The organism is Lentzea sp. HUAS TT2, from assembly GCF_051853195.1.
Lineage (GTDB): Bacteria > Actinomycetota > Actinomycetes > Mycobacteriales > Pseudonocardiaceae > Lentzea.
The window spans coordinates 7075761-7091801 of sequence record NZ_CP196667.1 but is presented as its reverse complement, the minus strand read 5'-3'; the positions used below and the strand labels follow the sequence as shown (position 1 = coordinate 7091801).

Here is a 16041-nt window from a genome sequence, read left to right as displayed (position 1 = left end):
GGAGGTCTCGGGTTCCGGGTCGGGCAGACCGCGCCGGTCCACCTTCCCGTTCGGGGTCAGCGGCAACCGGTCCAACGCCACGAACACCGACGGCACCAGGTAATCCGGCACCCGCTCCCGCAACCACGACCGCAGCACCGAACCACTGAACTCGCCCTCAGCCACGACATACGCAACAAGCCGCTTACCGCCGTGCGGCCCACCATCGCGTGCCACCACGACAACATCACGCACGTCTGGGTGATCCCCGATGACGACCTCGACCTCACCAGGCTCGACCCGGTAACCACGGATCTTGACCTGCTCGTCAACCCGTCCGAGGAACTCGATCGTGCCGTCCGCACGCCACCGAGCCCGGTCGCCAGTGCGGTAGAGCCGGCTTCCGGCCACACCGGGCACGAACCGCTCTGCAGTCAGGTCCGGACGACCCACATACCCCTGGGCCACACCAGGGCCACCGACCAGCAGCTCACCCGGCACACCAACGGGCGCCGGACGGAACGACCCGTCCACGACGAAAGCCTGCGCACCGGCCAACGGCGTACCGATCGGCACCACCGCAGCCGGGTGATCCTCGGTCACGGCGTGGAAGATCGAGTCGATCGCAGCCTCGGTCACACCGAACACGTTGCCCGGCACAGCATTCGGCGCCACCTCGGCAACAGCCGAAGTCAACGCATCATGCGTCCACAGATCCGTGCCCGAGATGACCAGCCGCAAAGACTCGACCGGACCAGCTGTCCGGGAGTAAGCCGCCAGGTCACGCAACAACATGCCGGGCACGATCTCCGCGACCTCAACGCTGTGCTCGACCAGCGTGCGGTGCAACGATTCCACCGTCACGTGCTCATCGTGCGGCAAGAACACAACGCGCTGACCGAACGCCAACGCCCGAGTCATGTCACCGATCGACACGTCGAACCCAGGCCCGGACATCGACAACACCGCACCCGGCCCGCCCAATGCGCGCAGCCCATCACGCCATCCCGCGACGTACGACGACAACGCACCATGCGTCACCGCCACACCCTTAGGACGGCCAGTCGAACCGGACGTGTAAGCGATGTACGCCAACGCACTCGGGTCGACCGGAGCAAGCTCACCAGACACCGCGGACACGTCGTCCACCCGCAGCACTTCGCCGGTGAATCCGTCGAGTTCCGACGCAGTGACCGCCGCAACTACACCGGCATCGGCCAGCAGGAACGCCAACCGTTCACCAGGAAGCCCCGGATTGATCGGCACGTACACGCCACCCGAGCGCAACACACCCTGGAAGGCCACCGCCAACTCGATCCCGCGCGGCACCATCACCGCGACCGGCGACCCCACCGTCACACCGGCCCGGCGCAGACGCAGGGCCAGCGAATCGGCCCGAGCGTTCAGTTCCAGGAACGTCAACTGCTCATCGCCGCACACCACAGCGACATCGGACGAACCCCACCCAGCGATCAGGTCCGGCACCGGCAGTTCGGCGGACGGCACCGGGGTCGCGCCCCACGCCACCAGCTCCGCCGCCTGCTCAGGCCGCTGCACGGGCACGTCCCGGACGGCCAGGTCCGGCTGCTGCGCCACCGCGGTCAGCACGACCTCGAGCTGGTCGAGTATCCGCTCGACCGTCACCGCGTCGAACGCGGCCGTCGAGAACTCCGCCTCGACGCGCAACGTGCGTTCCAGGTCGACGGCGAAGGTCAGCGGGTAGTTGCCCTGCTCGACGGAGTCGGCGGCCTGCAGCCCGCCCAGGTCCTCCGGCAGTTCCTCCTGCGGGTAGTTGCCGAACACCACGATCGAGTCGAACAACGCCCGGCCGTGCGGTACTGAAGACCACCGCTGCACGTCCACCAACGGCGTGAACTCGAACCGTTGCAGCGCGACCTGGTTGTCCTGCAGCCGGGGCAGCCACGCGGCGAACGTCGTGTCCGCCGGCACCACGGCGCGCACCGGCAGCGTGTTGATGAACAACCCGACCATCGACTCGACCCCGGCCAGTTCGGCCGGACGACCGGACACGGTCAGGCCGAACACCACGTCGTCGTCACCGGAGTACGTCGAGAGCAGCAACGCCCACGCCGCCTGCACGACCGTCGACAACGTCACGCGCTCACGCCGGGCCAGTTCGACCAGCTTGCCCGTGACGGACTCGTCCAGGCGCATGCGGCGCCGGTCCTGGTCGTAGTGGCTCGCGGCCAGCCGGTCGGCCGGAAGTGCCGTGGGCGCCTCGAAACCGCCCAGGTACGTGCGCCAGAACCCTTCGGACTCGGCCGGGTCACGCCGGCCCAGCCACGCGATGAAGTCCCGGTAGGACCGCACCGGCTCGAGCGCCTTGCCCTGGTACGCGGCGGACACCTCGTCCATCACGACCGGCAGGCTCCACCCGTCGCACAAGCCCTGGTAGAGGCCCCACACCAGCCACAACCGGTCCTCGCCGCGGTCCACCAGGTACAGGCGGGTCAAAGGCGGCGCGGCCAGGTCGAAGCCCAGCGCGCGGTCCTCGTCGAGCAGCGCCCGCAAGTTCGCCTGCTGGGCGGCGTCGTCGAGACGAGACCAGTCACGCTGCTCCAGCGGAACATCCACATCGGACAGGACGACCTGCACCGGTTCGCTGACGCCCTCCCACACGAACCCGCTGCGCAACGCGGCATGCCGAGCGATCACCTGACGCCACGCATCGGCCAGCCGTTCCGCGTCCAGCGGCCCGGTCAGGTCGTACACGCCCTGGCCCCAGTAGAGGCCGTCGACAGGAGACCCGGCGACACCGAACAACATGCCCGACTGCACCGGAGCCAGCCGATGCACGTCCACCAGTGGATAACGCTCGGCGAGCTGGTCGACCTCGGTCTGGGCCAACGTGGCCAACGGGAAGTCCGACGGCGTGAAGCCCGAGACCCCGGACCGGCAATGCGTCACCAACTGACCCAAGGCCTCGACGTACCGCGTCGCGACACGCTCGACGGTCTCGGTGGCGTGCCGGTGGTGGCTGAACAGCCACTCGATCCGCAGACGTCCATCCGCTTCCTGCTGGGCCTCGATCTGCAGGAGGTGCGACCGCGTTCCGCCCTCACCCTCGCTCGGACCGGCCAGGTCGGCGGGAAGCTCGCGCCGGATCAGCCCCAGCGAGTCGACGGCGTCGAACGCGCCGAGGTAGTTGAACAGCACCGGACGGTCCGGCACATCAGCCAGATCACCCTGCAACCAGCGCAACGCGCCATAGCCGACACCACGACGCGGAACGGCCCGCAGCTCCTCCTTGACGGCCTTGATCGCCGCTGCCGGGTCACTCTCGTGCGTCAGCCGCACCGGGAAGATCGACGTGAAGTACCCGACGGTGCGCGACAGGTCGATGCCGTCGGCCACCGCCTCACGACCGTGACTCTCCAGGTCCACGGTCACATGCCCGGAACCAGCCCACTCGCCCAAAGCCTGGGCCAGAGCGGCGAGCAGCAGGTCGTTGCCCTGCGTGCGGTAGGCGCGGTGAGCGTCGCCCAGCAGCGCGGCGGTGGTGCCGGCGTCGAGCCACGACTGCACAACACCCGTCGAGGTCTCGGTGTTGGGTCCGTCCAGGTCCTGCGGCAGTTCCACCACATCGGCGGTCTGGGCCAGCCAGGTCTCCCGCTCGGCCGACGCGTCGAGTTCCTGCAACACCTCGGCCCAGTGCTGGAACGAGGTCGTCTTCGGCCCGAGCTCCCGGCCCGCGTAGACCGTGTCGAGGTCCTCCAGCAACACGTTCCACGACACGCCGTCCATCACCAGGTGATGCACGGTCAACCCGAGCCACGCGGGCCCCGAACCGCGATCGAAGAACACCGCGGCGAGCAACGGGCCGTCGGCCAGCCGCAACGACGTCTGCGCGGCGGTCATCTCCGCGACCACGTCCGAGTCGCCCTCGACTACCCGCAGGAACCCGCCGCCGTCGACCGGCGCGTTGAACTGGCTCTCCGGCGTGAACCGGATGCGCAACGCGTCGTGGTGCGCGACCAGGGCGTCGAGCGCCTGCCCGAGCCGGACCGGATCCGTGCCCGGCGCGAGCTCGAACATGCCCGACCAGTTCCAGTGGTCCCGGTTCGGGATGTCGTCGGCCAGGAACGAGTGCTGGATGGGCGTCAACGGGACAGGCCCGGTCACCACACCCTGTTCGGCCATGGTCACCGCGGGCGCGTCCCGCACGACGCTCGCCAGCGCGGCGATGGTCTGGTGGGCGAACACGTCCGCCACGTCCACGCCCAGACCGGCGGCACGCACCCGCGCCACGATCTGCAGACTCAGGATCGAGTCGCCACCCAGCTCGAAGAAGTTGTCGTGCACACCGACGCGCTCGACACCCAGCACACCGCTCCACACCGCGGCGAGGGTCTCCTCGGCAGCGCTGCGGGGTGCGACGTAGGCCTCGCCCAGCATCTCGGGCTCGGGGTCGGGCAGACCGCGCCGGTCCACCTTCCCGTTGGGTGTCAGCGGCAACCGGTCCAGGCCGACGAACACCGACGGAACCAGGTAGTCCGGCACCCGCGTCCGCAACCAGGACCGCAGAACCGAACCGCTGAACTCGCCCTCAGCCACCACGTAGGCGACAAGCCGCTTACCACCGTGCGGCCCACCGTCCCGAGCCACCACAACGACATCACGAACATCGGGATGGTCACCGAGGACAACCTCGACCTCGCCGGGCTCGACCCGGTAACCACGGATCTTCACCTGCTCATCGACCCGTCCGAGGAACTCGATCGTGCCATCCGCACGCCACCGAGCCCGGTCACCGGTGCGGTACAACCGCCCACCGGCCGCATCGGGCACGAACCGCGCCGCCGTCAGGTCAGGACGTCCCACGTAGCCCCGCGCCACACCGGCGCCGCCGACCAGCAGTTCACCCGGAACCCCAACGGGAACGGGCCGCAGCGCGGAATCGACCACGACGGCCTGGGCACCGGCCAGCGGCGTACCGATGGGCACCACGGCGGCAGGATGATCCTCGCCGACCGGGTGGAAGATCGAGTCGATGGCAGCCTCGGTCACACCGAAAACGTTGCCCGGCACCGCATTCGGCGCCACCTCGGCCACCGCCGAAGTCAACGCATCATGCGTCCACATGTCCGTACCGGAGATGACCAGCCGCAACGACTCGACCGGCCCCGCAACCCGGCAATGCGCCGCCAGGTCACGCAGGAGCATGCCGGGCACGATCTCGGCGACCTCGATCCGGTGCTCCACCAACGTGGTGTGCAGCGACTCCACCGACACATGCTCGTCGTGCGGCAGGAACACCACGGTCTGCCCGAACGCCAACGCACGGGTCATGTCACCGATCGACACGTCGAAACCAGGCCCGGACATCGACAACACCGGCCCGGGCCCACCCAACGCGGCCAGCCCGTCACGCCAACCGGCCACATAGGACGACAGCGCGGCATGCGTCACCGCCACGCCCTTGGGCCGTCCGGTAGAGCCTGACGTGTAAGCGATGTACGCCAACGCGTTCGGGTCGACCGGAGCAAGCTCGCCAGTTGCATCGGACACGTCGTCCACCAGCAGCACTTCGCCGGTGAAACCGTCCAGAGGCGACGTCGTGACGGCCGCGACCACACCGGCATCGGCCAGCAGGAATGCAAGCCGTTCAGCAGGAAGACCAGGGTTGATCGGCACGTACACGCCACCCGAGCGCAACACACCCTGGAACGCGACAGCCAGCGAGATCCCGCGCGGCACCAGCACGGCGACCGGCGACTCCGCCGTCACACCGGCCCGGCGCAGCCGCAAAGCCAGCGCATCGGCCCGAGCGTTCAGTTCGAGGAACGTCAACTGCTCGTCGCCGCACACCACAGCGACATCGCACGAGGCCCAGTCAGCGATCAGGTCCGGCACCGGCAGCTCGACCGCAGGCGGAGTCGTACGACCCCACGCAACGATCTCGGCCTCTTGCGCTGCCCGGTGCAGCGGAATGTCCAGCACTCGCAGGCCCGGTCGCTCCGCCACCGCGGTCAGCACGACCACCAACTGGTCGAGGATCCGCTCGACCGTCGAAGCGTCGAACGCGGCGGTCGAGAACTCCGCCTCGATCCGCAGCGTGCGCTCCAGGTCGACCGCGAAGGTCAGCGGGTAGTTGCCCTGCTCCACCGAGTCGACGCTGGCGTACCCGTCGGGGGTCGCGCCGAGGTCGTCCGGCAGTTCGCGATGCGGGTAGTTGCCGAACACCACGATGGAGTCGAACAACGCCCGGCCACCCGGAACAGCCGACCACCGTTGCACGTCCACCAGCGGCGTGTACTCGAACCGCTGCACCGCGACCTGGTTGTCCTGCAACTCGCGCAACCACGACGTGAACGGCACGTCCGCGGGCACCGAGGCCCGCACCGGCAGCGTGTTGATGAACAGGCCGACGATCGACTCCACGCCGGCCAGGTCGGCGGGACGACCGGACACCGTGAGCCCGAACAGCACGTCGTCCTCGCCGGACGACGCGGACAGCACCTTGGCCCACACCGCCTGCACCACCGTCGACAACGTCACGCGCTCACGCCGGGCCAGCTCGACCAGCTTGCCCGTGACCGACTCGTCCAGCATCGTCTTGCGGCGGTCCTGCGCGTAGTGGCTGACCGCCAGGCGATCGACCGGCAACGGCGTGGGCGCCTCGAAACCGTCCAAACAGGACCGCCAGAACGACTCGGACTCGTCCGGGTCGCGCCCGTCCAGCCACGAGATGAACTCGCGGTACGACCGGACAGGGGCCAGCGCCGAACCGTCGTAAGCGGCCAGCACCTCGTCCATGACGACAGGCAGACTCCACCCGTCGCACAAACCCTGGTAGAGACCCCACACCAGCCATAACCGGCCCTCGCCGCGGTCCACCAGGTACAGCCGCATCAACGGCGGCGCCGCCAGGTCGAACCCGAGCGCGCGATCCTCGGCCAGCAACTCACGCAGCCGCACCTGCTGAGCGTCCCCGTCGAGCCCGGACCAGTCGTGCACCCGGAGCGGGACGTCGACATCGGCCAGCACGACCTGCACCGGTTCGCCGACGCCCTCCCACACGAACCCGCTGCGCAGTGCGGCGTGCCGGGAGATCACCGACCGCCAGACGTCGCCCAGCCGCTCGGCGTCGATCGGGCCGGCGAGGTCGTAAACGCTCTGTCCCCAGTAAAGCCCGTCGACAGGAGAGCCCACGACACCGAACAACATGCCCGACTGCACCGGAGCCAACCGATACACGTCGGCCAACGGATAGCGCTCCGCCAGCCCGTCGACCTCGACCTGCGTCAGCGACGCCAACGGGAAGTCCGACGGTGTGAACCCGGAGACGCCCGACTGGCAGTGCGCCACCAGCACCCGCAACGCCTCGACGTACCGGGCGGCGACCCGCTCCACGGTCTCGGTGTGGTGCAGGTTGGTGCTGTGCAGCCAGTCGATCCGCAGCCGCCCGTCGTCCGAGCGGACCACTTCCAGCTGCAACGGGTAGGCCCGCGTCCCGCCAGGCCCCTGCATCGGCCCTGCCAGGTCGGCCGGAAGCTCGCGCCGGATCAGGCCGGCCGAGTCGACGGCGTCGAACGCACCGAGGTAGTTGAACAGCACCGGACGGTCCGGCGCGCCGGCCAGCTCGCCCTGTGCCCACCGCAGCACGCCGTAGCCGACACCACGGCGCGGCACGGCCCGCAGCTGTTCCTTGACGGCCTTCACCGTCACGCCGACGTCCTCGTGCCGGCTCAGCCGCACCGGGAAGATCGACGTGAACCACCCGACGGTGCGGGACAGGTCCAGGCCCTCACGGCCGTGGCTCTCCAGGTCAACCGTGACGTGATCGGTGCCCGCCCACTCCCCCAGGACGTTCGCCAGGGCGGCGAGCAGCAGGTCGTTGGCCTGCGTCCGGTAGGCCCTGTGCGCCTCGCCGAACAGCGCGGAGGTCGTCTCGGCGTCCAGCCAGGTGCTCACCACGGCGCCGGACGCCTCGGAGTTCGGCCCGTCGCCGTCGACCGGCAGCGCGACCACGTCCGACGTAGCGGCGGCCCAGTGCTCGCGCTCGCCGCCGGCCTCCAGCTCCAGCAGGTGCTCGGCCCACTGCTGGAACGAGGTCGTCTTCGGTCCCAGCGCCTCCGAGCGGTACGCGGTGTCGAGGTCTTCCAGCAACACGTTCCACGACACGCCGTCCATCACCAGGTGATGCACGGTCAGGCCGAGCCACGCAGGCTCCGAACCACGGTCGAAGAACACCGCGGCGAGCAACGGACCATCGGCCAACCGCAACGACTTCTGCGCCGCAGTCATCTCCGCGACCACGTCCTCGCCACCCACACGCAGGAACCCGGTCTCCACCGGTGCGTTGTGCTGGCCGTCCGGGCCGAACCGGATCCGCAAAGCGTCGTGATGCGCGACGAGGACATCGAGTGCCTGCCCCAGCCGAACCGGGTCGGTGCCGGGCGCCAGTTCGAACACACCCGACCAGTTCCAGTGGTCGCGGTCTGGGATGTCCTGCGCCAGAAACCAACGCTGGATTGGCGTCAACGGCACAGGTCCGGTGACGACACCCTGCTCCGCCAACGAGACCGCGGCCGTCTCCCGCACCGCGAGTGCGAGCTCGGCGATGGTCTGGTGAGCGAACACGTCCGCCACGTCGACACCCAGATCCGCGGCACGCACCCGCGCCACGATCTGCAGACTCAGAATCGAGTCGCCACCCAGCTCGAAGAAGTTGTCGTGCACACCAACACGTTCAACACCCAGCACGCCACTCCACACCGCGGCGAGGGTCTCCTCGACGGCGGTCCGGGGCGCGACGTAGGTCTCACCGGAAGTCTCCGGCTCGGGGTCGGGCAGACCGCGCCGATCCACCTTCCCGTTGGGTGTGAGGGGCAACCGTTCTAGCGCAACGAACACGGACGGCACGAGGTAGTCCGGCACCCGCTCCCGCAGCCAAGTCCGCAGCGCTGACCCGCTGAACTCACCCTCAGCCACGACGTACGCGACCAACCGTTTACCGCCGTGAGGCCCGCCATCACGAGCCACCACAACAACATCGCGCACGTCAGGGTGGTCGCCGATGACGACTTCAACCTCACCGGGCTCCACCCGGTAACCACGGATCTTGACCTGCTCATCGACACGACCCAGGAACTCGATCGTCCCGTCAGCACGCCACCGAGCACGGTCACCGGTCCGGTAGAGCCGCCCACCGGCAACACCGAACACATCGGGAACGAACCGCTCCGAGGTCAGATCAGGCCGATTCACATACCCCTGCGCCACACCGGAACCACCGACCAGCAGCTCGCCAGGAACCCCGACAGGCGCCGGCCGCATCCGGCTGTCCACCACAACGGCACGGGCACCGGCCAGCGGCGTACCGATCGGCACGACCGCGGCAGGGTGATCCTCGCCGACCGGGTGGAAGATCGAGTCGATGGCCGCCTCGGTCACACCGAACACGTTGCCCGGCACCGCGTTCGGGGCCACCTCGGCCACCGCGGTCGTCAACGCGTCGTGCGTCCACATGTCCGTGCCGGAGATCACCAGGCGCAGCGACTTGACCGGCCCGGCCTCCCGGCAATGAGCCGCCAGGTCGCGCAGCAGCATGCCCGGCACGATCTCCGCGACCTCGACCTCGTGATCCACCAAGGTCTCGTGCAGCGACTCCACCGTCACGTGCTCGTCGTGCGGCAGGAACACCACGGTCCGGCCGAACGCCAGCGCCCGCGTCATGTCGCCGATCGACACGTCGAACCCAGGCCCCGACATGGACAGCACGGTGCCCGGACCACCCAGGTCGGCGAGCCCTTCCCGCCATCCCGCCACGTACGACGACAACGCGCCGTGCGACACCGCGACGCCCTTGGGACGGCCCGTAGAGCCTGACGTGTAAGCGATGTACGCCAACGCATCGGGATCGATGTGCACCGGCAACGCACCGAAGCCCGGAGAGTCGTCCTCCAGCACCAGCACCTCGGCGAGCCCGGCCAGCTCCCCGGCCAACGCCGGAGTCGTGACCGCGACCGTCGCACCGGCGTCCGCGAGCAGGAACGCCAGCCGTTCGGCGGGAAGCCCGGGGTTGATCGGCACGTACACGCCACCGGCACGCATCACGCCCTGGAACGCCACCGCGAGATCGACCCCGCGCGGCACCAGCACCGCGACCCGCGACCCCACCGCCACCCCGGCGCTCTGGAGCCGACCGGCGAGCGCGTCGGCCCGGAAGCCCAGCTCGGTGAACGTCAGGCTCTCCGCGCCGCAGATCACCGCGACCTCGGGCGAGATCCGCGCCCAGCGGTCGATCAGGTCGGGCACCGGCCGTTCGATGGCGGGCTCACGGGTCTCGCCCCACGCCACCAGCGCCGCCGCCTGCTCCTGGCGCTGCAACGGCACGTCCTGAACGGTTAGGTCCGGCCGCGAGGCCACGGCCGTCAGCACGACGGTGAGCTGGTCGAGGATCCGTTCCACGGTCACCGCGTCGAACGCGGCCGTGGAGAACTCGGCCTCGATCTTGAGCTCGGCCTCCACGTCGACGGCGAAGGTGAGCGGGTAGTTGCCTTGCTCCACCGAGTCGAGCAGCGGCGACAGCTCGAAGTCCGCGACCCGGCTCTGACCGCCGGGATAGTTGCGCAGCACCACGATGCTGTCGAACAACGCACGGCCACCAGGTACGGAAGACCAGCGCTGCGCGTCGACCAGCGGTGTGTACTCGAACCGCTGCACCGCACCCTGGTTGTCCCGCAGTTCGCGCAGCCACGACGTGAACGGCACGTCCGCCGGCACGACCACCCGCACCGGCAGGGTGTTGATGAACAGCCCCACGGTCGACTCGACGCCGGCCAGCTCGGCCGGGCGACCCGACACCGTCAGGCCGAAGACCACCTCGTCCTCACCCGAGGTCGCCGACAGCACCTTGGCCCACGCGGCCTGCACCAGGGCGGACAACGTCACGCGTTCCCGGCGGGCCAGGTCGACCAGGCTTGCCGTCACGCTCGCGTCGAGGTGCGTACGCCGCCGGTCCTGCGCGTAATGGCTGACCGCCAACCGATCCGCCGGCAACGGCGTGGGCGCCTCGAAACCGTCCAAATAGGACCGCCAGAACGTCTCCGACTCGTCCGGATCACGGGCGTCCAGCCACGAGATGAACTCGCGGTAAGACCGCACGGGCCCGAGCGCCGACCCGTCGTAGGCCGCCAGCACCTCGTCCATGACGACAGGCAGACTCCACCCGTCGCACAGACCCTGGTACAGCCCCCAGACGAGCCAGTGCTGCCCGAGACCCCGGTCGACCAGGTACAGCCGCGTCAACGGCGGCGCGGCCAGGTCGAAGCCGAGCGCGCGGTCCTCCGCCAGCAGTTCCCGCAACCGGGCCTGCTGGGTGTCCCCGTCGAGATCCGACCAGTCGTGCACCTGAAGGGGAACCTCGACGTCGGCCAGCACGACCTGCACCGGTTCGCTGACGCCCTCCCACACGAACCCGCTGCGCAACGCGGCCTGGCGCGCGATCACCGTCCGCCACGCACCGGCGAACCGTGAAGTGTCGACGGTGCCGGTGAGCTCGTAGATCCCCTGACCCCAGTAGAGGCCGTCCTCCTCGGCGGGCGCACCCACGACACCGAACAACATGCCCGACTGCACCGGCGCCAACCGGTACACGTCCGCCAGCCCGGGGAACCGCGCCGCCAGCCGGTCGACCTCGTGCCGCGCCAGCGACGCCAGCGGGAAGTCCGACGGCGTGAGACCGGAGGCCCCGGACCGGCAGTGCTCGACCAGCTCTTCCAGCTCACGGTGGTAGGTCGAGGCCAGCCGTTCGACGGTCGCGGCGTCGTGCAGACCGGCACTGTAGTGCCACTCGACCTGCAGCTGCCCGTCGGCCGTGCGGGTCACTTCGAGGTTCAGCACGTGCGACCGCGTGCCTTCGCCGGACGTCGCCGCGCCCCTCAAGGTCGCCGGCAGCTCGCGGCGCAGCAGATCCCCGGTGCCCGCAACAGATCCCAGGTAGTTGAACAGAACGGGACGATCCGGCGTGTCGGCCAGCTCCCCGTGCAACCAGCGCAGGGCGCCATAGCCGACACCGAGGCGTGGCACGGCCCTGAGCTGCTCCTTCACGGCCTTCACCGTCGTGCCGAGATCCTCGTGCTGACGCAGTTGCACGGGGAAGATCGACGTGAACCACCCGACCGTGCGCGACAGGTCCACCCCGTCGGCGATCACCTCGCGGCCGTGGCTCTCCAGGTCGATGGTCAGCCGGTCGGTGCCCACCCACGGGCCGAGCGTGCGCACCAGTGCCGCCAGCAGCAGGTCGTTGCCCTGCGTGCGATAGGCCTTGTGCGCGTCGCCCAGCAACGCGGCGGTCGTCGCGGCGTCCAGCCACGTCGTGTGCACCCGCGCCGAACGTTCGTCGTTGAGCCCGTCGCGATCGACCGGCAGCGCGACGACACCGGACGTCGCCGCGGTCCAATGCTCGCGTTCACCGCGAGGATCGAACGTCTGGAGCTGCTCGGCCCACTGCTGGAACGAGGTCGTCTTGGGCGCCAACGCCTCCGAGCGGTACGCGGTGCCGAGGTCTTCCAGCAGGACGTTCCACGACACGCCGTCCATCACCAGGTGGTGCACGACCAGACCGAGCCACCCAGGCTCAGTACCGCGGTCGAAGAAGACGGCCGCCACCAACGGACCATCGGCCAGTCGCAACGACTTCTGCGCGGCCGTCATCTCCGCGACCACGTCCGCGTCGCCGTCGACGACGCGCAAGAACCCGGACCCCAGCGGCGCGTTGTACTGACCATCCGGCGTGAACCGGATCCGCAAAGCGTCGTGATGCGCGACCAGGACGTCCAGCGCCCCGGCCAGCCGATCGGGATCGGTACCCGGCGCGAGCTCGAACACGCCCGACCAGTTCCAGTGGTCCCGGTTCTCGATGTCCTGTGCCAGGAACCAGTGCTGGATCGGCGTCAACGGCACGGATCCGGTGACCACGCCCTGCTCCGCCAACGTCACCGCAGGGCTGTCGCGCACAACGGCCGCCAGCTCGGCGACGGTCTGGCGCGACAGCACGTCGGCCACCCCAAGCCCCAGACCGGCGGCACGCGCACGCGCCACGATCTGCAGGCTCAGGATCGAGTCGCCACCCAGCTCGAAGAAGTTGTCGTGCACACCGACGCGCTCGACACCCAGCACCTGCGACCACACCGCCGCCAGAGCGTCCTCAGTGGACGTTCGGGGCGCCTCGTACACCTCGGCCGTCTCCAGCTCCGGCTCGGGCAGGCCGCGGCGGTCGACCTTGCCGTTCGGGGTCAGCGGCAACCGGTCCAGTGCGACGAACACCGACGGCACCAGGTAGTCCGGCACCCGTTCCCGCAACCAGGACCGCAGTGCCGTCCCGCTGAACTCCCCCTCAGCCACGACGTAAGCGACCAGGCGCTTGCCACCGTGAGGGCCACCATCCCGTGCCACCACAACGACATCGCGCACGTCCGGGTGGTCACCGATGACGACCTCGACCTCGCCAGGCTCAACCCGGTAACCACGGATCTTCACCTGCTCGTCGACCCGGCCGAGGAACTCCAGCACGCCGTCGGCGCGCCACCGCGCCCGGTCGCCGGTGCGGTACAGCCGCCCGCCGGATCCACCGAACACGTCGGGCAGGAACCGTTCCGCGGTCAGGTCCGGCCGGCCGACGTACCCCTGGGCCAGCCCGGCACCCCCGACCAGCAGCTCACCCTCGACACCCACGGGCACGGGCCTCAGCGACCCGTCCACGACGAAAACGCCCACGCCGGCCAGAGGCCCGCCGATCGGCACGACCTCGCCCTCGTGTTCCGGCCGCTCCAGGACCGGGTGGAAGATCGAGTCGATCGCGGCCTCGGTCACACCGAAGACGTTGCCCGGCACCGCATTGGGCGCCACGGCCGCGACGGCGGACACGAGTGCGTCGTACGTCCACATGTCGGTGCCCGAGATGACCAGGCGCAGCGACTCGACCGGCCCCGCCTCGCGGCAGTGGGCGGCGAGATCGCGCAGGAGCATGCCGGGCACGATCTCGGCGACCTCGACCTGGTGGTCGGCGAGCGTGCGGTGCAGGGAGTCGACCGACACGACCTCGTCGTGCGGCAGGAAGACCACGGTCTGCCCGAACGCCAGCGCACGGGTCATGTCACCGATCGACACGTCGAACCCAGGGCCCGACATCGACAGCACGGTGCCTGCCCCGCCCAGCGGTTCGAGCGCCGCGCTCCAGCCGGACACGTACGACGACAACGCGGCGTGCGTCACCGCCACACCCTTGGGACGGCCGGTCGATCCGGACGTGTAGGCCACGTACGCCACCGCGGCGGGGTCGATGCGCACCGGCACCGCCTCGGCGACCGGCGAGGCCTCGTCCAGCACCAGCACCTCGGCGAACCCGGCCAGCTCACCGGCGAGAACCGACGTCGTCACCGCGGCGACCACACCGGCGTCGGCCAGCAGGAACGCCAGCCGTTCGGCCGGAAGTCCGGGGTTGATCGGCACGTACACGCCACCGGAGCGCAGCACGCCCTGGAACGCGACAGCCAGGTCGAGCCCGCGCGGCACCAGCACGGCGACCGGCGACGCCACGGTCACCCCGGCCTGCTGGAGCCGGGCGGCGAGCGCGTCCGCTCGCTCCCCCAACTCGCGGAAGGAGAGCTGCTCCTGGCCGCACACGACCGCGGTCTTGTCCGACTCGGCGAAGCCCGCGATGAGGTCGGGCACGCTCGCGGCGACGTCCGGCGTTGCACCGACTCCCCACTGCCGGGTGAGACCCCGGTCCACAGTGGACGAAAGCACGCCGCCGTCGACCGGCCCGCGGGCGAGCCGGTCGAGCACCTCCAGGAAACGCTGTTCGTGCAACGCGAGTTCGGCCTCGGCCGCGACGCCGTCCTCGACGTCGACGTCCAGCCAGGAGTGATCGCCGCGAGACCAGCCGTAGGTGGTGACGGTGAGGTCGCGGACGGGGCCGACCGCCAGGTTGCGCGGCGCGTCGGCGAAGACGTCGAGGCCGAAGCCGCGCGGCCGGTTGAAGTCGACCACGTTGAGCGTGGGACCGAACCAGGCGCCGTTGCCGGTGACGCCGAGCCGCCGGGCCAGGTCCTCGCCCCGGTACCGCGACCGGGAGCCGATCTCGGCCAGTCGTTCGGTGGTGGCGCCGGTCAGCTGCCGGACCGTCAGGTCGTCCGGGACGTGCAGGACCACGGGTGCGACGTTGGCCAGCAGCCCGGGGGTCGCGCGGGCCAGCGGACTGCGGCGGGCGGCCGTGGGCAGGCTGAACACCACGTCGTCGCGGTCCGTCAGCTGCCGCTGGTAGGCGGCGAACGCCGAGACGAGGAAGTGCGGGACCCGCACGCCCAGCTCGGCACAGCGTTCGAGCACGGCCTCGCGCAACGCCGGGTCGACGGCGACCGTGCGCCGGCGTGACGGCCGCTGCCGTTCGGGACGGCGTTCGTCCTGCCGGTCCAGCACCGCGTCCGTGACCGAGTCCAGCCAGTACCGCTCGTCGGCGACCCGGTCGGCGGACCGCTGGTAGGCCTCGTCCTCGGCCACGACGTCGGCCCAGGAACCGAAGTAGCGCGGCCGGTGCTCCCCGGAGTAGATCTCCGCGACGCGTTGCGTGAGCAGGTTGAACGAGAAGATGTCCGTGATCAGGTGGTGCGCGCGGTGGTACCACCAGTACTCGGCCCCGGCGACGCGCAGCAGCGCCCAGCGCCACAGTGGTGCCGTCCGGTGGTCGATCGGCCGGGCACCGTCGGCGTGCATCCACGCCCGCGCGGCCTCCGCCGGATCGGCCTCCCCGCGCAGGTCCACCACGGGCATCACGTCGTCGGGAAGCTCGCCGGCGAGTGCCTGCCACGGCGAACCGTCCGCGTGCTCACCGAAGAAGAGCCGGTAGGCATCGGTCTCCTGCGCCACCACACGGGCACTGGTGCGCAGAAGCTCCTCGTCGACGGGCCCGCGGAGGATCACGTACTGCGCGGGGTTGAACTCCGGGGTGTCACCCAGCAGCTCGGCCGACAGCCACATGTCCACCTGCGCCGCCGTCAGCGAGTACCGAATGCCGGGCGTGCGCCGCTCAACCAC

Annotated in this window: 1 protein-coding gene (cut by a window edge); it reads right to left on the bottom strand. The window is 70.0% G+C overall.

Going from position 1 to position 16041, the window contains the following annotated elements; all coding sequences use genetic code 11:
• Nucleotides 1–16041, bottom strand: the 5' portion of a protein-coding gene (locus tag ACSHWB_RS34040; RefSeq protein ID WP_439657392.1) for a non-ribosomal peptide synthase/polyketide synthase. The gene continues 14727 nt to the left of window position 1, outside the view; only the first 16041 of its 30768 coding nucleotides appear in the window; its start codon is at nucleotides 16039–16041; its stop codon lies off the left edge, out of view.